The organism is Bifidobacterium aerophilum, assembly GCF_010667685.1.
In the GTDB taxonomy this organism is placed as follows: Bacteria; Actinomycetota; Actinomycetes; order Actinomycetales; family Bifidobacteriaceae; genus Bifidobacterium; species Bifidobacterium aerophilum.
On the sequence record NZ_WHZW01000001.1, the window covers coordinates 94,135 to 115,796 of the forward strand.

Here is a 21,662-nt window from a genome sequence, read left to right on the forward strand (position 1 = left end):
GTCAGCAGCAGCTGTGGTCGTATGAGGTCGCCGCGTCGATGGCCGACGTGGTGTCGTCGCCGGTCGAATCGGCCGACTGGTCGTCGGTGGTGTCCGACTGACCGTCGGCTGACTGGTTGTCGTGATGCGCGTGATCGGTATGGTCCGCATGATCGGCGTGCGTATCCTGCTCGTCAGCCGTACCGTTATCGGCGGCAGCGTCGTCGTCAGTCGATGTCGACTGATCGGACGTCGCGCCGTCCGTCGTGTCGCCGGTCACCGATTGCGTCGTCGACTGTCCAACGTGCGCCGCGTGCCCCGCGTCGCCGCAGGCCGCCAGTCCGGTCAGCGCGACCACGCAGATCACGCCGACCGCAGCCCGCTTCAGCCATACAGACATCTTGCCGGTTGTCGTAATGGTCATCTTCTCTCCCCTTCTCTTACGATCCGCCAGCCGTCTACTTGACGGCGACGAGCGCGACGTAGCTGCCTTCCCGGTATCCTTCCGCGACCGGCTCCGGCGAGTCGTTCTGGTAGATCAGGTGCCGTCGCAGCGTCTGCCAGGTGCGGAAGTCCGCGAATCCGGCCGATTCCAACAGTTCTCGGTAGGTTTCGGCCGTGCGCCAGTAGGTTTTGTGCGGCGTGTCGTCGCTGTACCAGCTGGCCTTCAGCACCTGCGAGACGTATCCTCCGCCAGGCAGTTCGAACGACGCCTGCACCGCAAGTCCCAGCGCGCTGGCCGGAGGCACGTCGAGCAGGGCGAGCACGCCGCCCGGCCTGAGTTGCCGCCAGTGGGCGCGGAACAGATCACGCAGGTCCGTCTCGGTGATGAATCCGAACGCGCTGCCGTTGTAGAACACGGTGTCGAGCGAATCGTCGGCGAACGGCACGTCCTGCGCGAACGCTTCGATCACGTCGAATCCGCGGGCGCGGGCTTCGGCGGCGAGGTTAGCGGACGGTTCGACGATCCGGTCGACCACGAGTCCCCGTTCGCGCAGCGCGGCCTCGTACGAGCCGGTGCCGGCGCCCACGGATACGGCCCGGCCGATGCCGCGGGTGCCGTTCAACGTGATCGCGACGCGCAGCAGGTCGAGTTTCGACGCGAAGATGTTCGGATGGTCGCGTTCGAAATCGTCGAAGTACTCGCGGCGGAACGGGTCGGCCGTCAAGGTCGTCGAAGCCGTCACCTGACGTTCCTCAGCAGTTCCTCGACCTTGTCGGTGCGCTCCCAGGTGAAGTCGGCGTCATCGCGGCCGAAGTGGCCGTACGCGGCGGTCTTGCGATAGATCGGGCGGCGCAGGTCGAGTTCGTCGATGATGGCGAGCTGGCGAAAGTCAAAGGTCTTGGCGACGGCTTCCTGGATCTTGGTGCGGTCCACGGTTTCGGTGCCGAACGTCTCGACGTCGATGGTGATCGGTCGGGCGACGCGGTTGAAGTAGCCGAGCTGGACCTGCGCGCGGCGGGCGAGGCCGGCGGCGACGATGTTCTTGGCTGCCCAGCGTGCGGCGTAGGCGGCGGAACGGTCGGGCTTGCGCGGGTCCTTGCCGGAGAACGCGCCGCCGCCGTGGCCGGCGATGCCGCCGTACGTGTCGACGATGATCTTGCGTCCGGTCAGACCGGCGTCGGCCTTCGGGCCGCCGTTGATGAACGCGGAGCGGTTGATGACGACCTCGGCTTCGGACGCGTCCACATCGAGCGTGGCGAGCACCGGTTCGAGGACCTCCTTGCGCACCTGTTCGCGCACGTCGTCGAGGGCGAGCTTGTCGGAGTGCTGCGTGGAGATGAGGATGTGGCGGATGGCGCGCGGGTCGGTGATGTCGTCGTTCGCGTATTCGACCGAGACGAGGGTCTTGCCGTCCGGGCGCAGCAGCGGGATGATACCGTTCTTGCGCACGTAGGCGAGGCGTTCCGCGAGGCGGCTGGCCGCGTAGATCGGCAGCGGGAGCAGCGCCTTCGTGTCGTCGGACGCGTAGCCGACCATGAGGCCCTGGTCGCCGCCGAACGTGTTGTACGCCTCCTCCTTGCTGACCTTCTTGTCGTCGCCGTAGTTGCCCCATGCGCCGCCGTCGTTGCTGTCGAATTCGCGCGGACGGATGTTGTTGATCACGCCGGCGCCTTCCGGGTCGAGGCCGCTGGCCGCGTCGGTGTAGCCGATGGAGGCGATGGCCTTGCGCACGAGGGCCACGTGGTCGAGCGTCCTGGGCGCGGACACCTCGCCTTCGACGACGACGAGGCCGTCCTTGGCGGAGGTTTCGACGGCGACGCGCGAGTCGGGGTCAAGCTCGAGGTAGGCGTCGAGGATCGTGTCCGAGACGATGTCGCAGACCTTGTCGGGGTGGCCTTCGGTCACGGATTCGGAGGTGAGCAGTCTGGTCATGGGCGGGTTCCCTTCTATGGTGTGGTTGGTTCGGGTCGGTGGTCGGTGGTTTGGGTTGTTTGGTTGAGGTGGATGGTGGTGTGGTTGGTGTCGACTTGTGGTCAAAATCTTGATGTACGGCGGTTTGCGGCGGACGACGACGAACCGTGACGGCTCGCGTCCGTCAGAACGTGGCGATGAACCGTTCGAGCGCCTGTTCGCCGAAGTGCAGCGCCTGGACCGGCACGCGTTCGTCGATGCCGTGGAACTGGGCGATGTAGCTGAACCCTTGCGGCACAAGCAGCGGGATGAATCCGCACGACTGCGCGCCGGGGTTGAGCTGGACGACGGCTTTGCTGTCGGTGCCGCCGGACGAAAGGAACGGCAGGACGACCGCGTCGGGGTCGAGCTCGCGCAGCACGCGGGTGATGCCGGTGAACAGTTCACCGTTCGGGTCGATCAGGTAGCCGTTGCTGCGGTGGATCGGGCTGATGTCGATGCCGTCGCCGGCGAGTTCCTTGAGCTTGCCGAACACGACGTCCTCCCGGCCGGGCAGGGCGCGGCCGTCGACCAGCGCGCTGGCCTTGGCCGGCACGATGTTCACGGTGCTGCCCGCGTCGATCGAGCTGACGTTGAACGTGTTGCTCAGCGACGATGCGATCCACGGTTTGGTGGCGCCGGCCGCGTCGATCAGTTTGCGCACGTTGCCGTCCGAGTACAGGTCGCCGTCCGCGACCTCGCCATCCCGCTTGTTGACGATCCGGTCCAGTCCGCCGAGCAGCGCGCGCGTCACCGGGTTGAGGTCGGCGGACCAACGGTAATCGGCGATGCGGGTCGCGGCCTTGGCCACGCGCACCACCGCGTTGTCGTGGTTGATCTGCGAGCCGTGTGACTGCGTGCCGCGCGCGTCGAGCCGGAACCACTGCACGCCTTTCTCGCCGACCTGCACGTAGTAGACGCGCCGTCCGTCGACGTAGTCGGAGAATCCGCCGGTCTCGCTGATCACGAATCCGATGTTCGCAAAGATGTCCGGGCGGTGTTCGGCTACCCAGTCGGAGCCGAGATGACCGCCGGCCTCCTCGTCGGGCAGCAGCACGAAGCGCACGTTGCGGCGCGGCGTGACGCCCCGCCTGACGAGCGAGCGGATCGCGGCGAGCGACATCGCGACCATGTTCTTCATGTCGACCGCGCCGCGGCCCCACACGCATTCGATGCCGTCCTCATCGGGCTGCACCACGCCGGCGAGCGGGTCGACCGACCAGTCGTCCGGATTGGCGGGCACGGTGTCGAGATGGCCGTGGATGAGCAGCGTCGGCAGGCTCGGGTCGGCGCCGGGGATGTCGGCGACGAGGATCGCGCGGTTCGGGGCGCTTTCGCTTAACGTCGGCTCGATGCCGACCTCGCGCAGCCGTTCGGCGGCCCATTCGGCGGCCGGACGCTCGTTGCAGGTGCCGTCACCGTTGTTGCGGGTGTCGAAACGGATGAGCCGGCGGGTCAATTCGACCGCTTCGGCCTGTGCTTCGGTGATGCCCGCCGCGGTTGCGCCCGCTGCGTCCGCGATGGTTGCGTCGGTGGTGTTCGTCACGATGGTTCCCCCTGATGACCGAAATGGAAAGTCCCCTTGAATGTCCGCCGCGCATCCCCTGCATGGCGTTGATGTTGATTGCATCGTATGGGACGATTACACCGTCGTCAACCCGGCAAAACCGCGGTTTTCCGCCGTTTTCGTCATAACCTGAGGTTTGGGCCGGTCATCGGGGCGAAATGTCGCAACCGTTCGGGAGGCACAGTCGGCACCTCGCTATAACCGGTGGCCGTCCGCCGGTATAAGCAGCGGGTATAGCGGAATGTCCCGTTCTAATTTTTGCGTGTATGCGACCATAAGTTTTCCCGATGATCGGCCCGGAATGGCGCAATGCCGGGCATGGTAGATTGTGAGCCACCTGCCGGCGCGTACCGTTTTGCACCCGGCAATCACATCATCCGCATATTCCGACGACATCATGCGTCACACGTCATCATTGGGGGATTTCATGACAGCAGATCATCGTTTCGGCACCGCGCAGGTGCACGCCGGGTACGATCCGGCCGCCAACCTGGATTCGGTCACGCCGGTCATCTATTCGAACGCCGCGTTCTGGCTGGAGAACTCGCAGCGCGGCCACGCGGTCGCCAACGGGGACACGCCGGGCTTCCTGTACTCGCGCGTCGCCAACCCGACCGTCGGTTTCCTGGAGAAGCGCATCGCCGAGCTCGACGGCGCGAAGGAGGCCGTCGCGTTCGCCTCGGGCATGGCGGCGATCAACGCGGCGCTGCTCAACGCGGCGGAGGGCGGCGGACGCATCATCGCCCCGTACGACATCTACGGCGGCACGTTCGACCTGCTGCGCACGCTGCTGCCGCAGTTCGGCGTGACGACCACGTTCGTCCGTGACATCAACGATCCAGCCGAGGTCGAAGCGCAGATCGGCGACGACGTCAAGGCGATCTTCGCCGAATCGGTGTCCAATCCGACCACCGTCGTCACCGACGTGGACGCGCTGGCCGCGATCGCGCACCGGCACAACGTGCCGCTTATCATCGACAACACGCTGCCCACGCCCTACCTGTACCGTCCGCTCGAGCACGGCGCGGACATCGTCGTCTATTCGACCACGAAGGCGTTGAGCGGCCACGGCAACGCGATCGGCGGCGTGGTCACATCCGGCGACTCGTTCGACTGGGCGAACGGCCGCTACCCGCAGTTCACCACGCCCGAGTTCATCCTCGGCGAGGCGGCGGGCCGCGCGCCGCGCAGCTTCGTCGAGGCCGCCGGGCCGCTCGCGTTCATCCGTCGCATCCGGCTCAAGTACCTGCGTCTTGGCGGCGCGGTGCTCGGCTCGTTCGAGGCGTACCTGCAGCTGATCGGCCTGGAGACGCTCGGCGAACGCGTGTCCAAGGAGACGGCGTCGGCGGCCGCGGTGGCCGCGTTCCTGGCCCGCCAGACGCATGTGAGGAAGGTCAACTATTCGGCCCTGTCCGGCGACCCGCAGCATGAGCTGGTGGCCCGCGACTTCCCGAGCGGCATCGGATCGGTGCTGTCGTTCGAGCTGGAGGGCGGCGCCGAGCAGACGGCCGCGTTCATCAACCATGTGAGGCTGTTCAGTTATCTGGCGAACATCGGAGACGCACGGTCGCTGATCGTCGACCCGGCGAACACCACGCACCGCGAGTTCACGCCCGAGGCGCGCGAGATCGCCGGGGTGACGCCCACGACGATCCGCCTGTCGATCGGACTGGAAGACCCGGACGATCTGATCGCCGACCTCACGCAGGCATTCGCCGCCACCTATGGCGCCTGACCCGAGATCGTTCAATATCAGCCGATATCAACGAAACCTGGCATCGATCGCCGAAAGGTCGATGCCAGGTTTCGTTGCCTTCCGGGTCCCATGCGCATGTTCTCCGATTCCCGGGCACGTGTCTCCCTTCCCAGCGCATTTTCTCCGTTACCCAGCGCAACTATTTCGGGAAATCATTCCCATCGTCCGGAAATAGTTGCACGGCCGGTTTCCCAGCGCAACTATTTCAGGAAATCGTCCTTATCATCCGAAAATAGTTGCACTGCCGAACTCCCAGCGCAACTATTTCCGGCAATCACAATCCCGACGGTCACAGCCGCAACAACGAAAAAGGGGGACGAGCGAACAGCTCATCCCCCGGGCGGCGCAAACTCCGGCAGCCTACTCCCCGCCGTGCACGGTGAAGTGCAGGTCGGTCAGCAGCGCCTTGCGGTACGCGGTGAAGTCGTCGGACACGCGGTCGCGGTGCGCCAGGTCGATCGGCACGATCTTCTTGATGCGTCCGGGCCGCGGCGACATGATGACCACGCGGTTGCCGAGGTAGATCGCCTCGTCCACGTCATGCGTCACCAGGATCATCGTCATGTGGTACTGCTCCCACAAGTCGAGCAGCCGGTCCTGCAGGTCGGCGCGGGTGAACGAGTCCAGCGCGCCCATCGGCTCGTCGAGCAGCAGCACCTCCGGGTGGTCGATCAGCGCACGCGCGATCGCCACGCGCTGCGCCATGCCGCCCGAGATCTGGTGCGGATACGCGTTCTCGAACCCGGTCAGCCCCACCTTGGCGAGGTACTCGTCGACCTCGTCCTTGCGCTGCCTGTACACGCCCTGCGCCTTCAAACCGAACGCCACGTTCTCGCGCACGGTCAGCCACGGGAACAGGCTGCCCTGCTGGAACACGTAGCCGCGCTCCGGGTTCGGTCCGTCGACCGGGCGCCCCTTGAACGTCACCGTGCCGCGCTGCGGCTGGTCGAGTCCGGACACGAGCCGCAGCAGCGTGGTCTTGCCGCAGCCGGACGGGCCGATGATCGAGATCAGCTCGCCGCGGGCGATGTCGAGGTTCACGTCGGACAGCACCTGCACGACGTCGCCGTTGTCGGTCACGAAGTCGCGTTCGATATGGCTGATGGAGATCAGCGGCCGTTCGCCGGCGCGCTCGTCGGATCGCGCGACCGTTTCGACCGGGGATGTCAGTACGTCGCTCATTTCACCAGTCCCTTCTGCCAGCGCAGCACGCGGCCGCGCACGAGTTCGATAAGTTTCATGATCAGCGAGAACAGCACGGCCATCACCACGATCGCCGCGAGGATCTCGTTGTATGCGGACCAGACCTTCGCCTGGTCGATGTAGTAGCCGAGACCGCCCGGCTGGCCCATCATCTCGGAAATGATGAGCGTGAGGAACGACAGGCTGTTGGCCATGCCGATGCCGGTGAAGATGCTCGGCATCGCGTGCGGGATAGCCACGTGGAACAGGATGTACGGGGTACTCGCGCCGAGCGTGCGCGACGCCTCGACGAGCATCTTCGGCGTGCTTTGGATCCCCTGCGCGGTCAGGAACGCGACCGGGAACCACGAGCAGATCACGAGCAGGAACACGGCGGCGATGAACGGCGTCGGCATGAGCGTCAACGCGAACGGCATCCATGCGACGGCCGGGATCACGCCGGTGATCTTGAGCACCGGGAACACCCAGTAGTAGGCGCGTGAGAACCAGCCGATGAGCACGCCGGTGACCACGCCGAGGATCACGCCGACGATGAATCCGGCGGCGAACAGGCGCAGCGAGTAGAACGTGTTGAGCGCGATGTAGTCGCCGCTGGTCAGGAACGGTTCGAGCACCTGCGCCGGGCCGGGAAAGAACGGCTGGGGCAGCGACTGGATCTTGGTGCCGGCGATGTCCCATGCGGCGAGCGCGAGGCCGGCCGCGAACCTGAATTGCGCGCGGTAGCGGAAACGGGCCGCGGCCGCCGGCTTGCGCGCATCGGCCAGTCCGATGGCGATGTAGACGAGCGCGAGGATGACCAGCAGTCCCTGGTACGCCTCCTGCCCGTTGAGGGCGAGGATCCACAGCTGGCCCTGTTTGAATTCGACGGGGGCGATTTGCGGGACGAGGATGTTGGCCAGCAGCGCGATGACGAAGCCGGCGGCGGTGAACGCGACGACCAGCGGATACGGCAGGAAACGCAGCGCGACCGTCGATCGCGCCGGCGAATGCGCGTCCGAGGCGGAGGCGACGGTGTTCGCGGCCGTGTTGCGGCGGCGGGTGAACAGCGGCGTCGGTTTGACGGCTGACTGATCCCGCCCGGACCGGCGCGCTTGCGGGGCCGCGGATTCGGCGAGATCGACGGTGACGCTACTCATATGATGATTCCTTTCGGTATGTCAGGCCGGACGCTTCCGTCATGCGTAGAGAAGCGTCCGGCCGGACTACAGGCGATCGGTCACAGATCGATCTTCTGGTAGATCTTCTTGGCGAAGCCGGAGGTGTCGGAGGTCTCGAGGAAGCCGATCTTCTTCAGGCCGTCGACGAAGTAGTCCACGTCGCTTTCGATGAGGCTGGATTCGTCCGTTTGCACGGCGTAGTCGTAGTCCTTGAACAGCTTGACGGCGAGCGCCTGGTCGGTGATGGTCGAGTATTTCTTCTCGGTGATGATCTTGGCGGCGTCCTCCGGGTGCTGGGCGATGTAGTCGCGCGCCTTGTTGAGCGCGCGCAGGATCGCGGCCATCTCCTCGGGGTTCTCCTTGATGACCTTGTTGGAGCCGTAGATGAAGCAGCAGAAACGCTTGGAGAACTTCGGGTCGGAGCCGAGGTCGAAGATGATGTCGACGGTGCCCTTCTGCTCCTGGATGGTCGGCAGCGGGTCCCACAGGGCGGCCGCGTCGATCTGGCCGTTCTGCAGGGCCTCGAATTCGAGGTTCGCGTCGTCGAACGGCAGGTACTTGACGTCGCCGTTTTTCTGGTCGACGTTCAGGCCGGCGTCGCCGAGCCACAGGTTGGCGGCCATGTACGGCGTGCCGCCGATCTCGTCCACGCCGATGGTCTTGCCCTTGAGGTCGGCGGCGGTCTTGATCGAGGATCCCTTTTTCACGGCGATCTTGATGCAGCCTTTGTGCAGGGCGCCCACGACGCTGGTCTTCACGCCCTTTTCGATGGACGGGAAGAACTGGAAGTCGCCGTTGGTGATCGGGAAGCGGCCGGTGTCAAGGCCGACCTTGCGGGTTTCCGCGTCGGCCGTGACCAGTTTCGGCGTGATGCCTTCCTCCTTGAAATAGCCCATCTCCACGGCGATGGCGATCGGCGAGCTGCACAGGGAGCCGGACTTCGGGAATTCGATGGTGCCGAAGTCCTTGACCTGCTTGGTGGTGGCGTTGTTGTCGGTGTTCGCGCTGCTTGTGCCGCCGCCGTCCGTGGTGATGATGCTGCATCCGGCGACCGGCATGAGCGCGAGCAGGGTGCCGAAGACGGCGACCGCCTTCAGTATTGCGCTGCGATGTTCGGTGATCATGATTGGTATCCCCTCTTCCCCGTTGGTTTCGATGGATCGGCCGCGATAGATGGTGATGTCGCTGCTACGATCATCGAAACTGCAAGTGATTGATGTGAGATCGGGAGAACTGATTGCTTTCTCTCGGTTTCCGCCCTTCTGTTCGCAACCTGTCATGCTGTCCCATACCGGGTTGCGTTCCCCTTGCGGAAGTGATTTCCACTCTAGCGCATGATCGTCCACAAACCGCGGAATTCCGCCGTTTTCGCGTTCGCTTATCCCAATACCGAGGTATCAGCCCAGTTTATAACCGAAGCTGTTTTCACCAACCAAACTTATAACCAACCATATGAGCCGACGCAATAAAAAAGCTTGGATATCATGCGATATCCAAGCCAACGAAAAGAGAATGTCAACGGCTGGTCTGCTCCCCCTGAAGGAGGAGCTGTCAGTGCAGCTGACTGAGGGGGTGAGCATCCGCCATGACGATTCCGACACGCCCCTACGCGAACACGCCAGACGACACCTGCGCGAACACGTCGAGTTCGGCGTGCGTCTGCAGATACGCCTCATACGCCTTGTCGAGCGCCTGGCCGAGGTCCTCGATCAGGTCGGCCGCATCTTCGATGCCGACCGCGAGACGCACCAGCTCGTCGGTGATGCCGACCTTGAGCCGTTCGGCCTTCGGCAGTTCGAAATGCGTCATGCGACACGGCAGTTCCGCGAGGCTTTCGACCGCGCCGAGCGAGACAGCGAGGCGGAAGATCTTCAGGTTGTCGAGCACGATGCCCGGGTCAACACCGGGCACGACCTCGAACGAGAGCACGCCGCCGAAGCCCTTGAGGCCGTTCTCCTTGAGCACGCGGGCGCTGTCGCCGCGCACGCCGGGATAGTTCACGGATTTGATGAGCGGGTGCACGAGCAGGTATTCGGCGATGGCCTGCGCGTTGGCCTGCTGGCGGTCCATGCGCAGCGCGAGCGTCTGGATGCCGCGGCGCACGTCGTTGCATTCGGCCGGGGGCAGTACGCCGCCGAGACGGTTCTGCGCGAAGTAGATCCCGCGGCCGACCGTCTCGTCCTTGACCACGACGAGTCCGGCGTTCACCTCGGAATGGCCGGCCAGGTACTTGGTGGCCGAGTGGATGACGACGTCCGCGCCCAGGTCGAGCGGCTGCTGCAGGTACGGGGTCACGAACGTGTTGTCCACGATCGCGATCGCGTCGTGGCGATGCGCGACCTCGGAGATCCGCGCCACGTTGTTGACCTGCAGGAGCGGATTGGTGAGCACTTCGAAATACACGGCCTTGGCCGGCGCGCACGCTTCCAGCGGACGCCCGTCGAAGGTGACGCGCGCGCGGCCGGACACCGCGTCGTCCAGCGCCTCGTAGTCGGCGGTGTCGACCGGCTCGAACGTGATGCCTCGTTCGGCGAAGTATTCGTTGAACAGCGAGTAGGTGCCGCCGTAGATGTTCTTGCCGACGACCACACGGTCGCCCGGCTTGAAGATCGACAGAACCGCGTGGATCGCGGCGAGGCCGGACGCGAACGCGAAGCCGCGCGTGCCGTGTTCGAGCTGCGCGATCTGTCGTTCGAGGAAGTCGCGGGTCGGGTTGCCGGAGCGGGCGTAATCCCAGCGGGGCATCTTGTCGACCGATTCATAAGCGTACGTGGATGAGTTGTAGATCGGCGGGTTGACGGCACCGGTGTTGTTGTCCCCTACCGGCAGGCCGTGGACCAGCTGCGTGTTGAACCTCGTCATGGAGCACCCCCTTGAGATGTGTCGTCGATTGTCGGACGGTTTCCGAGCATAGCCGATCGCCGCGGGCCGGCCGGCGGCGTGGCTATACGCGTTTCTTATGACCGCCGCAAACGGGGGCTTTCCTCCGGATCCGGCAACTGCCACGGCGCCGCGGCGGATGTGAGGGACGGATGCGCGAAACGGCCCGTCAGTACGCGGCCGCGATCGCCTGGTCGAGGTCGGCGATCAGATCGTCCGCGTCCTCCAGCCCGATCGACAGGCGGATCAGGTTTCCGGTCACGCCGGCCGCGCGGCGCACGGCGTCCGGCACTTCGCGGTGCGTGATGTTCGCCGGGTCGACGATCAGCGAGCGCGCGTCGCCGATGTTCGGCACGTAGGAGAACAGCGTCGTGCCGTCGAGGATGCGGCGCACGTTGGAGACGTCGCCGTCGACGAGGAACGAGAGGATCTGGCCGACGCCGTTAGGCAGGTATTTCGCGGCGAGCTCGTACTGCGGCGTGTTGCCGAGCCCGGAATAGTTGACCTTGAGCACGTGCGGCACGTGGGTCAGGTGGCGTGCGATCTTCGTGGCGGTGGCGACCTGGCGCGACACGCGTTCGGGCAGCGTCTCCAGCCCGACGAGCGTCAGGTACGCGTTGAACGGGCTTTGCACCGCGCCGAACGTGCGCAGGTACTTGATGCGGACGCGCCGGATGAACGCCTCGCGGCCGAACGCGCCGGCGAAGCTGCGCGGCGTGCCGTCCGCGTCGGCGATGACCTGCTGCGGCCGCGTGAACTGCGGGAACCGGCCGTTGGCCCAGTCGAAGCGTCCGGCGTCGATGATCGCGCCGCCGATCGCGTTGCCGTGTCCGGTGATGCCTTTCGTGGTCGAGTGGACGACGATGTCGGCGCCGAATTCGATCGGCCGCAGCAGGTACGGCGTGGGCACGGTGTTGTCGACGATCAGCGCGATGCCGTGGCGGTGCGCGAGGTCGGCGAGCGCTTCGATGTCGGCGATTTCGGTGCCCGGATTGGCGACGGTCTCGGTGTAGATCGCGCGCGTGTCCGGTCCGATCAGCGATTCGACGTGCGCGAGGTCGTTGATGTCGTCCACGACATCGGCGTCGATGCCGAAACCGGGCAGGAAGTCGTCGAGCGCGTCGACGGACGCGCCGTACAGGTTGCGCGACGCGATGATGCGGCCGCCGCGTTCCCCCGCGCACATCAGGGCGTAGGAGACGGCCGCCATGCCGGAGGAGACGGCCACCGCGCCGACGCCGCCTTCGAGGGCGGCGAGGCGGCGTTCAAGCACGTCGACGGTGGGATTGGCCACGCGCGAGTATTCGAAGCCGTCCAGTTCGCCGGCCGCCAGCGCCCGTCCCCGTGCCGCGTTCTCCAGGTCGAACGCGGCTGACGCGTAGATCGGCACGCTCGCCGCGCGCGCGTTGTCCGCGCGATCGTATCCGGCATGGATGGCCTTGGTGGTCAGGTCCGTCATGGCTGGTTTGCTCCCTGATTGCTTGAGTTGGTGACGACGGACATATTAGCCGTCATCGGCCGGAGTGACGCGCATGCGTCTTGAAAACGCGCCGGCCGGCCTCGTCTCTCAGTGTCCGGCGCCGCTCGCTCCGGCCAGTTCGGCGAGCGCCGCTCGCGCGACGTGCGCCATGTACCGGGCGGTGGGCGCGAGCGCGGCCGGATCGACGCGGAACCGGGGGCTGTGGTTGGACGCCTCGATCACGCCGGTGCCCACGTTGATGAACGCGCCGGGGATGACCTGCTGGTAGCAGGCGAAGTCCTCGCCGCCCATCGTGGCGATGGGTTCGACGACCGTGAACCCGTCTTCGAGCGCGGTGCGGCGCATGAGCTCGGTCCAATGGGGGTCGTTGTCGACCGACGGCGGCCCGGCGCTCCATGTCACGCTGGCGTGGCCGCCGAACGTCGCGGCGGTGCCTTCGGCGACCTGTTCGACGCGTCGGCGCATCATCGGCCGGTCTTCGGCGTGGAAGCTGCGTACGGTGCCTTCCATCGTCACCTGTTCGGGGATCACGTTCCACGCGCCGTCGGCGACGAAACGCCCGACCGACACGACGCCGTCATGCGTGGGCGACAGGTTGCGGCTGACCACGGACTGCAGGTTCTGCACGGTCGCGGCGGCGATGAGGATGCCGTCGACGCCGCGGTCGGGGTGCGCGCCGTGCGTCTGGGTGCCCCGCACGTCGATCGTGAACTGGTCGACGGCGGCGCATATCGGCCCCGCGCCGATCGCCAGCGATCCGACCGGCAGCAGCGAGGTCGTGTGCGCGCCGAAGATCGCCTGCACGTCGCCCAATGCGCCGGTGTCGACGACTTCGCTCGCCCCGCCCTGCGGCACCTCCTCGGCCGGCTGGAAGACGATCTTCACGTCTCCGGGCAGACGGTCGGCGATCCCGTGCAGCAGCAGCGCGGCGCCGAGGATCGTCGTCATGTGGAAGTCGTGCCCGCACGCATGCATGGCGCCGGGGGTGAGCGACCGGTACGGCAGGTCCGTGTCCTCGTCGACCGGCAGTGCGTCGATGTCCGCGCGCAACGCGACCGTCGGCCGGGGCTCCGCGTCCGAGTCGACCGCCCCGCCGCGCACGATCGCGACCAGACCGGTGTCCAATCCGGTGTCGAGGATCTCGATGCCGGCGTTGTCCAACAGTTCGGCAAGACGCGCGGTCGTGCCGGTCTCCCGGTGGGAAAGCTCCGGATGCCGATGGAACCAGACGAACCGTTCCTCCAGCCATGGCTGCAGCGCGTCCGCCGGTCCGCCCGCCACCGGAGCGTTCGCCGCCGGATCACTCATCGCCGGCCGCGCTTTCGTCGCTCAGCCAGCGCTCGATCACGGAGAACGGGTTGATCTGCGTCTGGCCGGCGTCGATGATGAGCTGGATGCCGGTGATGTAGCGAGCCTCGTCGCTGGCGAGGAACAGCACGGCGTTCGCCACGTCGACGGCCTCGACCCACGGCACGCCGAGCAGGTTGGTGTGCTTCCACACCTTCTCGGCATCCTCCACGGTCGGGTTCTTCAGGTCGGGGCGCGCCTGCACCACGCGGGCGGGCCGCACGAACATCGGGGTCTTCACGCCGGTGGGCAGCACGGCGTTCACGCGCACGCCGAGACGGCCGAGCTCATGGGCGGCGGTCTTCTGCAGGCCGAGCACCGCATGCTTGGTGGCGCTGTACGCGGAGTTGTTCAGCCCGCCGCGCACGCCGGCGACCGAACTGGTGATGACGATGCTGCCGCCGTGCCCGGCCTCGCGGAAGTACGCCGCGGCCGCCTGCAGGGTATGCCAGGTGCCGGTGATGTTCACGTCAAGCGCCTGCTTCCACTGCTCGGCCTGCACGCCGACGGTGTCCTTGGACGAGGTGCGGCACAGCACGCCGGCGTTCGCATGCACGACGTCAAGCCGGCCGTACGTGTCGACGGCGTGACGGAACAGCGCCTCCACCTGCGGATAATCGGTGATGTCGGCCGCGAACGCGCTCGCCGAGCCGCCCGCCGCCTCGATCTCGCCGGCCTTGGCCGTCAGGTCGTCGGCCTTCGCCTCGATGTCGGAGAGCACGACGTTCGCGCCCTCCTCGGCGAGCCGCTTCGCCGTCGCGAATCCGATCACGCCCGCCGCGCCGGTCACGATCGCGGTCTTGCCTTCGAGTCTTCCTGTCATGTTCGTGTCCTTTCGTGCCGTTCGGCTGACTATGTGGCTGATTGTCTCTGCTGACGGTCCGACTGACGGTTCGGGCCGCCGCCGGTCATTCGACCGCGGACAGGAACGCTTGCAGGCGTTCCGAACGCGGATGGTTGAAGATCTCGTCGCTGCTGCCGGTTTCGAGCAGGTGACCGCCGTCCATGTAGAGCACGGTGTCGGCCGCCTGCCGGGCGAAACGCATCTCGTGGGTCACGACGACGAGCGTGATGCCCTGGTCCTTGAGCCCGGCGATGAGCTCAAGCACGCTTTTGACGTGTTCGGGGTCGAGCGCCGAGGTCACCTCGTCGAACAACATGATCTTCGGCTTCGTGGTGAGCGCCCTCGCGATGGCGGCGCGCTGGCGTTCGCCGCCGGATATCTGGTCCGGATAGTGGTTCGCGAGCTTCGCGATGCCGACCTGTTCGAGCGCTTCGAGCGCCGCCTTGCGCGCCGCCGCTTTGTCGAGTCCCTGCGCGTGGCGCAGCGGGAACGCGACGTTGTCGACGACGTTGAGCTGCGGGAAAAGGCTGTAGTGCTGGAACACCATGCCGATGGAGGAACGCAGCGCGCGGATGTCGGTGGCCGGATCCGCCAGGTCCTTGCCGAGCACGCGCACAGTGCCGCTCGTCGGGGTTTCCAGCTGGTTGATCATGCGCAGCACGGTGGATTTGCCGGAGCCGGATGGTCCGATGATCACCGCGGTGCTGCCCTGTTCCACCGTGAAGCTCACGGAGTCGACCACGGTGCGCCCGCCGAACCGCTTGCTCACATGGTCGAAGGAAACGGCCGTCCGGTCGGACTGGCCGTCGTTCCCGGCCTGCGATGCGGCCGTGGTGTCGGTCTGCGATTGGGTCATGTCACGCCTCCGTGTTGGACTCGAGCCCGCCGCCGGCCGTGCCGTAGCGCCGGTTGAGCCGTTTGTTGAGCCATTCCACCAGCCAGGTGAGCGGCAGGATGAGGATCATGTACGCCACGCCGGCCATGACGAGCGGCGCGAGCGAGCCGGTCAGGCCGACGTCGTCCTTGGCCATCGAGAACAGGTCGCGCTGTTCGATCGACAGGCCGAGCAGGTAGACCAGCGACGTGGACTTGATGATGAGGATGTACTGGTTGGCGAGCGCGGGGATGATCCGCCGGATGCCGATCGGCAGGATGATGGTCGCGAGGATCTTCCACTGCGGCAGGCCGAACGAGATGCCGGATTCGACGTACGTGCGATCGACGCTCTGCATGCCGGAACGGAAGATCTCGCCCAGGTAGGCGGCCTCCATGAGACCGATCGCGAACGCCGCATAGCCATAGGTGCTGTCGCCGAACAGCTTGATGCCGGCGAGAGGCAGCCCCTGGCCGATCATGTAGATCGTGAGCATGGCCGGCAGGGCGCGCATGATGTTCGTGTAGACGGCCGAGACCGCGCGGATCACGATGTGCCGACTGCCGGCGAGCGCGCCGAGCAGGATGCCGAACACGGTGCCGATGAGCGCCGCGAGCAGCGACAGCAGGATGGTGTTGCCCAGGCCCTGCGTGATGTATGTGGGGAACACCTGCCGGTAGATGTCCCAGTCGACGAATGGGTTCTTCATGATGTGTGATGCCTGTGGTGACTGCTAGGACGATGGCTGCTATGACGGATGCGCGGGCCGCGAAGGCCGTCGGTCATTCGGAGAACGTGTCGTAGGCCTTCTTGAGGTCCTCGGGCACGTCGACGCTCGGATAGTACTTCTTGTGCAGCTCGTTGAGCGTGCCGTCCGCGGCGAGCTTGTCGAGCTGCTCGTCGAACGCCTTGACGAGCTTCTCGTTGTCCTTCGGCAGCGGGATGGCCACCTGGCCGGTGGACACGGACTTGGACAGGACGAGGTCGCTGTTGTCGGCGGCCTGCTTGAGACCGCTGTTCTGGCCGTTGACGTAGCCGTCGACCTGACCGATGCGCAGCGCGTTGAGCGCGCCAGCCTGATCCTGGAACTTGACGATCTGGACGTTCGGGATCTGCTCCTCGGCGACTTTCTGGTGCGCGTCGGTGTACACGCCGATCTTCTTGCCGGCCGCGTCGGCGAAGGTGGAGAACTTGGCGGAGTTCAGGGAGATGAGCACGGCCTGCGCGTAGTCGATCGGCTCGGAGAAGGCGACCTGCTTCTTGCGTTCGGGGGTCACGAGCGCGCCCTGCGTGGAGGTGTCCCACGTGCCGTTGGCGATGTTGGGGATGTGCACGCTGTAGTCGGCGCTCTTCCATTCGACCTTGAGGCCGAGTCCGTCGGCGATCTTGTTGATGAGGTCGACGTTGTAGCCGGCCGGCGTGTTGCCGTCGAGGTAGGAGGACGGCGGGTCGGCGGTGGCGAAGGCGACCTGCAGGACGCCGGTCTTGATGGTCGGGACGCTGGTGGAGGATGAGGCCGTCTGCTCGGTGCCGGACTTGTCGTTGGCGGTGCCGCAGGCGGACAGTGCGATCAGGCCGAGCGCGGCGACGGCCGCGATTGCGGTGCGGATGGTCTTGTTCATGGGGTTGTGCTCCTGTCTTGGAAAAGGTCTGTGCGGATGATTGGACGGCCGGGACCGTGCCGGAACGGATGTCAGTGGTTGTGCGGGTTCTTCTCGCCGGCTTCGACACGTACGGACAGCCGGTTGCGCGGGGAGGCGACGGCGCAGGTGCAGAATTCGCTGAACGCGCAGGGCGGGTTGATCGCGCGGTTGAAGTCGATGACGGGATCGGGCCGGTCGAGCTGGTCGGCGAGGTACAGGAACCGGCCGGCGCCGTAGGTTTCGTCGCCGCTGGTCGCGTCGGTGAAGATCACGGTGGGCGATTCCGCGCCGTCGTCGTATGCCTCAAGCGTCAGGTCCTGTCCGTCGATGGCGAAGTGCAGCAGTCCGACGACCTGCTTGTTGTGGGTGACGGTGCCGAGCACGGAGTTCACCTGTTCACGTCGCGGCTGTTCGAAACGTTCGAAGCGGGCGGGGACGACCCATGCCGGGTTCGGTTCGAAGTGGTCGACGCCGTGGAAGGCGAGCAGGCCGGGCGATTTGGGGTCGCGGATGCGCACGGCGTAGGAGCCGGACCGGTTGATGATCTCGGCGAGTTTGCCGCCGGCGGCGAGGGTGACGGATGCGCCGTCGACCTGCGGCGCGAACGTGGCGGCCGCGTCGACCGTTTCGCCGGTGGCGCGGACCGTGGCGGGCTCACTCGCGTCCGGCGTGTAGGCGACGCCGTCCTTCGTGGCACGGAAGGAGCCGGGGAAGCCTTCGATCGTCTTGTTCGCGCCGGGCAGCAGCCAGGTGATCGACGTGATCGACAGCCATCCGTCCGGGCGCGCCAGTTCGGCGACGCGCGCCGCATGCCAACGTTCCCATTCGGCGGCGTACTGTTCGGGTGTCGTGACGACGGTCATGCGTTCCTCCGTTCGATGTCTCATGGTGTGCGCGGCGGGCGTCCGGCTTTACGTTCGTGACGCCTAAGACGGTACGACGGTAAACGTTTCCGGCACAAACCGGCTTGCATAAGCGTTACTTATAGGGCGTTCTCATGCCGCGCAATCCCCGGTCGCGCGCGCCGCGAAAAATGTCGCGACACGTCCGTCATTCGGACAGACCGGCATGGATCCCTCGTCGGCCGATACCGCTGACAGCTGAGCCGGCCCCTTGGATGGCGCCGATTGATGGCACAATGGGTGGTTGACAACGTCGCCTTGAAGCAAAGGAGCATCTTTCATGACCACCGTCGCCATCGTCGGCTGCACGCACGCCGGCACGTTCGCCGCCACGTCGATCCTGCAGCATCACCCCGATTGGACCGTGCACGTGTTCGAACGCAACGATTCGCTGTCGTTCCTGTCGTGCGGCATCGCGCTGTGGGTGGGCGACCACGTGTCCGATCCGAAGAGGATGTTCTATTCGTCGCCCGAGGCGCTGGCCGGGGCGGGCGCGACGATGCACATGCGTCACGACGTGCTCGACGTGGACGTGACCGGCAAGACCCTGCATGCGAAGGACCTGGAAACCGGCGAGATCACCGAGTACGCGTTCGACAAGCTGGTGATCACCACCGGCTCCGCGCCGGTCATCCCGCCGATCGACGGCCTGGACGCGGCGATGGCGGCCGGCACGGTGATGCTGTGCAAGAACTGGAACCATGCACTGGCGATCAAGGAGCGTGCGAAGAGCGCGAAGTCGGCCGTGGTGATCGGCGCCGGATACATCGGCGCGGAGCTGGCCGAGCAGTTCAGCGAGATCGGCGTCAAGACCACGCTGGTCGACGCACTGCCGCGCGTGCTGGCGAACAATTTCGATCGGAGCGTCTCGGACGAGGTGGAGCGCGCGTTCGAATCCCACGGCGTGACGCTCGCGCTCGGCCAGAAGGTCGTCGCGTTCCGTCCGGCAGCCGGCTCCGACGGCAGGGAGGGCTCCGGCGTGACCGTCGTGACCGAAAAGGGCGAGTACACGGCCGACGTGGCGATTCTCGGCGCCGGCTTCCGCCCGAACACCGCGCTGTTCCGCGACCAGCTGCGCATGCTGGGCAACGGCGCGATCGTGGTCGACGACTACATGCGCGCCTGTCTGCCGGACGACGTGGTGCTTGAGGACGTGTTCGCGGCCGGCGACAGCGCGACGGTCCGGTACAATCCGACCGGCGCGGACGATTACATCCCGCTCGCCACGAACGCGGTGCGCCAGGGCCTGCTCATCGGCGAGAACATCGTGTCCGCCACGAAGCGTTACCCGGGCACGCAGGCGACGAGCGCGGTCCAGCTGTACGATCTGGCGATGAGCGCGACCGGACTGACGTTGGGCGGCGCCGAGAAGCGCGGCATCGCGGCCAAATCCACGACGATCACGCAGGACTACCGACCCGATTTCATGCTCACGACCACGCCGGTGACGGCGACGATCGTGTGGAGCCCGGCCACGCGGCGCATCCTCGGCGCGCAGTTCCTGTCGAAGCACGACATCTCGCAGGCCGCGAACGTCGTGTCCGTCGCCATCCAGGCCGGGTTCACGATCGACCAGCTGGCCGGCGCCGACCTGTTCTTCCAGCCGAACTTCAGCCAGCCGATCAACTTCGTCGGCGCGGTCGCCATCCAGGCCGTCGCCGAAAGCTGACGACGCGGCGCATATGACGATGCCCGCCACCGGACCGTTCCATAGGTATGGGTCCGGCGGCGGGCATCGTCGTTCCGGCGAACGCGGGCCGGTATTCAGTATGTCTTGATGCCGAGGTCGATGGTCAATACGATGCCGGCGATCACCGCGGCGGCGCGCATCACGTTCGCCGGGATCTTCCTCGTGATCGGCGGCGCGATATAGCCGCCGATGAAGCAGCCGATGCACAGCATGATCGCGGCCGGCCAGTCGACCACGCCGCGCACGATGAACACGACGGATGCGGTGATGTTCGCGCCGGTGCCGATCAGCGTCTTCAACGCGTTGATCTTGTGGAACGGGCCGATGTTCGCCGCGTCGAGCACCGCGAGCGCGACCGTGCCGGCGCCCGCGCCGAAGTAGCCGCTGTACACGGCGACGGCGACCACGCCGAGCCACACCCACCAGCGGTCCTGGCTCATGGGCTGCACCAGCTGGTCAAAGTCGCCCGGGGCGGCGCCGTCCAACTGGGCCTGTGCCGCGCGCGCGGCCTGCTTGGCCTGCATGCGTCCGCGCGGGTTGAACGCGATCATGAGCGCGCTGAACAGGATGAGCAGCGGCGCGAGGAATTCGAACACGCTCGGGTCGAGGCCGAGCAGCAGCAGCGCTCCGATCACGCCGCCCACGGCGCCGATGCCGATGTAGGCGGCCGAGCGCAGGGCCTGGCCTTTGAGCTCCTTGCGGGCCCCCATCAGGCCGCCGATGCCGGTGCCGACCACTCCGACCGTATTGCTGGCGTTGGCCAGTACCGGCGGAATGCCGAGCGCGAGCAACGCGGGATACGACACCAGCGAGGACGCGCCCACCGCGTAGCCGACGAATCCTGCGCCGACGCCGGCCAGCAGGATCAGAAACAGCGTCAGTATTGAAAATCCCGCGATCACGGCGGTTCCTTCCTCAAGGCACTTCTACGACCTCGTGCGAGGATACGCCGGCGGCCATGTTTCCGACGCGTCCGCCGCGCTATGTGGACATCATGGACTCGCCCGCATCACGCCCGCACCACGGAGAAAGGGACGAAGCCACGATTCGGGCCTCGTCCCTTTCGTCATCCGTATGCAGGAATCCTCACGCCTCAGTCGGCCGGCCAGTACGGGGCCACTTCCTTGTCGAACGCGTCGGAGACGCGCCTGGCGACCTCGTCGAACGGGGTGTCCCACACGGCCTGGTTGAAGATCTCGCATTCGATGTCGCCGCGCCAGCCGGTGGCGGCCACGGCTTCGGTGAGCGGCTTGAAGTCGATCATGCCCTCGCCCATGTAGTGGCGGCTCAGCAGCACGTCCTTCTCGAACGGGGTGCGGTAGTCGCACACCTGATACGTGGCGATGCGGCCCTCGCGGCCGGCGCGGGCGATCGAGTCGAGCACCTGCGGGTCCCAGAAGATATGGAACGTGTCGACGGTCACGCCGACGGCCTTCGGGTCGAACGACGAGGCGATGTCGAGCGCCTGGCCGAGCGTGGACACGCACGCGCGGTCGGTGCAGTACATCGGGTGCAGCGGTTCGATGGCGAGCGTGACGCCGGCGTCGAGCGCATCCTGTTCGAGTTCGAACAGCGCGTCCTCGATGCGGCCGCGGGCGCCGGCGAGGTCCTTGGATCCTTCCGGCAGACCTCCGACGACGAGCACGAGCGCCTTGCAGCCGAACGCGGCGGTCTCCTCGATGAGCTTGCGGTTGTCGTCGATGGAGGCGCGGCGGGTCGGCCCTTCGGGCATGGTGAAGAAGCCGCCGCGGCACATGGTGGACACGCGCAGGCCGGAGTCGGCGACCATCTTGACGGCCTCCTTGAGGCCGACCGCTTCGACGGGCTCTCGCCACAGGCCGACGCTGCGGTAGCCGGCCTTGGTGAGCGTGTCGATGGTCTGCTTGAGGTCGGCGTGCTTGATCGTCGCCTGGTTCATGGACAGGATCGGATTGGTCATGATATT

19 protein-coding genes are annotated in these 21,662 nt (G+C 66.2%); 2 read left to right on the forward strand and 17 right to left on the reverse strand.

Annotated features, from left to right (window positions below):
• Nucleotide 1: 1 nt before the first annotated feature.
• The 4 genes from GFD25_RS00330 to GFD25_RS00345 form a co-directional block, all read right to left on the reverse strand.
• Nucleotides 2–403: a hypothetical protein gene (locus tag GFD25_RS00330; protein WP_163228796.1), complete on the reverse strand. Its 402-nt coding sequence runs from the start codon at nt 401–403 to the stop codon at nt 2–4.
• A gap of 34 nt (nt 404–437) precedes the next feature.
• The gene (locus GFD25_RS00335; RefSeq protein WP_163228798.1) at nt 438–1,166 is read right to left on the reverse strand and encodes a methyltransferase domain-containing protein; all 729 of its coding nucleotides are present in this window, start codon (nt 1,164–1,166) and stop codon (nt 438–440) included.
• Nucleotides 1,163–2,356 carry a methionine adenosyltransferase gene (gene metK / locus GFD25_RS00340; RefSeq protein ID WP_163228800.1) on the reverse strand — a complete coding sequence of 398 codons (1,194 nt, stop codon included), beginning with the start codon at nt 2,354–2,356 and terminating at the stop codon, nt 1,163–1,165. Before metK ends, GFD25_RS00335 begins: the two co-directional genes overlap by 4 nt.
• Before the next feature lie 163 nt (nt 2,357–2,519).
• Complete coding sequence (locus GFD25_RS00345; RefSeq protein WP_163228802.1) at nt 2,520–3,920, reverse strand: M20/M25/M40 family metallo-hydrolase; 1,401 nt, start codon at nt 3,918–3,920, stop codon at nt 2,520–2,522.
• A 448-nt stretch (nt 3,921–4,368) separates the two neighbouring features.
• Here GFD25_RS00345 and GFD25_RS00350 point away from each other — a divergent pair, with 448 nt between their 5' ends.
• Entirely contained in the window at nt 4,369–5,676 is a 1,308-nt protein-coding gene (locus GFD25_RS00350) for an O-acetylhomoserine aminocarboxypropyltransferase/cysteine synthase family protein (protein WP_163228804.1), read from the forward strand.
• A gap of 381 nt (nt 5,677–6,057) precedes the next feature.
• On the opposite strand, the gene GFD25_RS00355 is transcribed toward GFD25_RS00350, so the two are convergent.
• The 11 genes from GFD25_RS00355 to GFD25_RS00405 all read right to left on the reverse strand — a co-directional run bounded on the left by GFD25_RS00355 (nt 6,058) and on the right by GFD25_RS00405 (nt 17,988).
• On the reverse strand, nt 6,058–6,879 hold the full coding sequence (locus GFD25_RS00355; RefSeq protein ID WP_163228806.1) for an ABC transporter ATP-binding protein: 822 nt from the start codon (nt 6,877–6,879) through the stop codon (nt 6,058–6,060).
• A complete protein-coding gene (locus GFD25_RS00360) occupies nt 6,876–8,036 on the reverse strand; it encodes an ABC transporter permease (protein WP_163228808.1) in 1,161 nt (386 codons plus the stop codon). The genes GFD25_RS00355 and GFD25_RS00360 overlap by 4 nt, the downstream gene beginning before the upstream one ends.
• Before the next feature lie 80 nt (nt 8,037–8,116).
• Nucleotides 8,117–9,181, reverse strand: a complete 1,065-nt coding sequence (locus GFD25_RS00365; protein WP_163228810.1) for an ABC transporter substrate-binding protein — start codon at nt 9,179–9,181, stop codon at nt 8,117–8,119.
• A gap of 481 nt (nt 9,182–9,662) precedes the next feature.
• A complete protein-coding gene (locus GFD25_RS00370; protein WP_163228812.1) occupies nt 9,663–10,919 on the reverse strand; it encodes a trans-sulfuration enzyme family protein in 1,257 nt (418 codons plus the stop codon).
• A gap of 187 nt (nt 10,920–11,106) precedes the next feature.
• The gene (locus GFD25_RS00375; protein ID WP_163228814.1) at nt 11,107–12,396 is read right to left on the reverse strand and encodes an O-acetylhomoserine aminocarboxypropyltransferase/cysteine synthase family protein; all 1,290 of its coding nucleotides are present in this window, start codon (nt 12,394–12,396) and stop codon (nt 11,107–11,109) included.
• A gap of 108 nt (nt 12,397–12,504) precedes the next feature.
• Nucleotides 12,505–13,725 (reverse strand): M20 metallopeptidase family protein, encoded by a 1,221-nt coding sequence (locus tag GFD25_RS00380; protein ID WP_163228816.1) that lies wholly within the window; start codon nt 13,723–13,725, stop codon nt 12,505–12,507.
• A complete protein-coding gene (locus GFD25_RS00385) occupies nt 13,718–14,587 on the reverse strand; it encodes an SDR family oxidoreductase (protein WP_163228818.1) in 870 nt (289 codons plus the stop codon). Before GFD25_RS00385 ends, GFD25_RS00380 begins: the two co-directional genes overlap by 8 nt.
• Before the next feature lie 85 nt (nt 14,588–14,672).
• On the reverse strand, nt 14,673–15,464 hold the full coding sequence (locus tag GFD25_RS00390; RefSeq protein ID WP_163228820.1) for an amino acid ABC transporter ATP-binding protein: 792 nt from the start codon (nt 15,462–15,464) through the stop codon (nt 14,673–14,675).
• Nucleotide 15,465: 1 nt separating this feature from the next.
• Nucleotides 15,466–16,191, reverse strand: coding sequence for an amino acid ABC transporter permease (locus GFD25_RS00395; RefSeq protein WP_163228822.1), 726 nt, complete (start codon nt 16,189–16,191; stop codon nt 15,466–15,468).
• Nucleotides 16,192–16,264: 73 nt separating this feature from the next.
• Nucleotides 16,265–17,104 (reverse strand): substrate-binding periplasmic protein, encoded by an 840-nt coding sequence (locus GFD25_RS00400; protein WP_163228824.1) that lies wholly within the window; start codon nt 17,102–17,104, stop codon nt 16,265–16,267.
• A 71-nt stretch (nt 17,105–17,175) separates the two neighbouring features.
• Nucleotides 17,176–17,988, reverse strand: coding sequence for a DUF1684 domain-containing protein (locus tag GFD25_RS00405; protein ID WP_163228826.1), 813 nt, complete (start codon nt 17,986–17,988; stop codon nt 17,176–17,178).
• A gap of 319 nt (nt 17,989–18,307) precedes the next feature.
• On the opposite strand from GFD25_RS00405, the gene GFD25_RS00410 reads away from it, so the two are divergent.
• On the forward strand, nt 18,308–19,696 hold the full coding sequence (locus tag GFD25_RS00410; RefSeq protein ID WP_163228828.1) for an FAD-dependent oxidoreductase: 1,389 nt from the start codon (nt 18,308–18,310) through the stop codon (nt 19,694–19,696).
• 95 nt (nt 19,697–19,791) lie between these two features.
• Here GFD25_RS00410 and GFD25_RS00415 read toward each other — a convergent pair whose 3' ends face one another.
• Nucleotides 19,792–20,619: a TSUP family transporter gene (locus GFD25_RS00415; protein WP_163228830.1), complete on the reverse strand. Its 828-nt coding sequence runs from the start codon at nt 20,617–20,619 to the stop codon at nt 19,792–19,794.
• A 191-nt stretch (nt 20,620–20,810) separates the two neighbouring features.
• Complete coding sequence (locus GFD25_RS00420) at nt 20,811–21,656, reverse strand: sugar phosphate isomerase/epimerase family protein (protein ID WP_163228832.1); 846 nt, start codon at nt 21,654–21,656, stop codon at nt 20,811–20,813.
• Nucleotides 21,657–21,662 lie beyond the last annotated feature (6 nt).

Coding starts and splice junctions, on each gene's coding strand:
- GFD25_RS00330 (WP_163228796.1), bottom strand. CDS start 403: ATGACCATTACGACAACCGGCAAGATGTCTGTATGGCTGAAGCGGGCT.
- metK (WP_163228800.1), bottom strand. CDS start 2,356: ATGACCAGACTGCTCACCTCCGAATCCGTGACCGAAGGCCACCCCGAC.
- GFD25_RS00350 (WP_163228804.1), top strand. CDS start 4,369: ATGACAGCAGATCATCGTTTCGGCACCGCGCAGGTGCACGCCGGGTAC.
- GFD25_RS00355 (WP_163228806.1), bottom strand. CDS start 6,879: ATGAGCGACGTACTGACATCCCCGGTCGAAACGGTCGCGCGATCCGAC.
- GFD25_RS00360 (WP_163228808.1), bottom strand. CDS start 8,036: ATGAGTAGCGTCACCGTCGATCTCGCCGAATCCGCGGCCCCGCAAGCG.
- GFD25_RS00365 (WP_163228810.1), bottom strand. CDS start 9,181: ATGATCACCGAACATCGCAGCGCAATACTGAAGGCGGTCGCCGTCTTC.
- GFD25_RS00370 (WP_163228812.1), bottom strand. CDS start 10,919: ATGACGAGGTTCAACACGCAGCTGGTCCACGGCCTGCCGGTAGGGGAC.
- GFD25_RS00375 (WP_163228814.1), bottom strand. CDS start 12,396: ATGACGGACCTGACCACCAAGGCCATCCATGCCGGATACGATCGCGCG.
- GFD25_RS00380 (WP_163228816.1), bottom strand. CDS start 13,725: ATGAGTGATCCGGCGGCGAACGCTCCGGTGGCGGGCGGACCGGCGGAC.
- GFD25_RS00385 (WP_163228818.1), bottom strand. CDS start 14,587: ATGACAGGAAGACTCGAAGGCAAGACCGCGATCGTGACCGGCGCGGCG.
- GFD25_RS00390 (WP_163228820.1), bottom strand. CDS start 15,464: ATGACCCAATCGCAGACCGACACCACGGCCGCATCGCAGGCCGGGAAC.
- GFD25_RS00395 (WP_163228822.1), bottom strand. CDS start 16,191: ATGAAGAACCCATTCGTCGACTGGGACATCTACCGGCAGGTGTTCCCC.
- GFD25_RS00400 (WP_163228824.1), bottom strand. CDS start 17,104: ATGAACAAGACCATCCGCACCGCAATCGCGGCCGTCGCCGCGCTCGGC.
- GFD25_RS00405 (WP_163228826.1), bottom strand. CDS start 17,988: ATGACCGTCGTCACGACACCCGAACAGTACGCCGCCGAATGGGAACGT.
- GFD25_RS00410 (WP_163228828.1), top strand. CDS start 18,308: ATGACCACCGTCGCCATCGTCGGCTGCACGCACGCCGGCACGTTCGCC.
- GFD25_RS00420 (WP_163228832.1), bottom strand. CDS start 21,656: ATGACCAATCCGATCCTGTCCATGAACCAGGCGACGATCAAGCACGCC.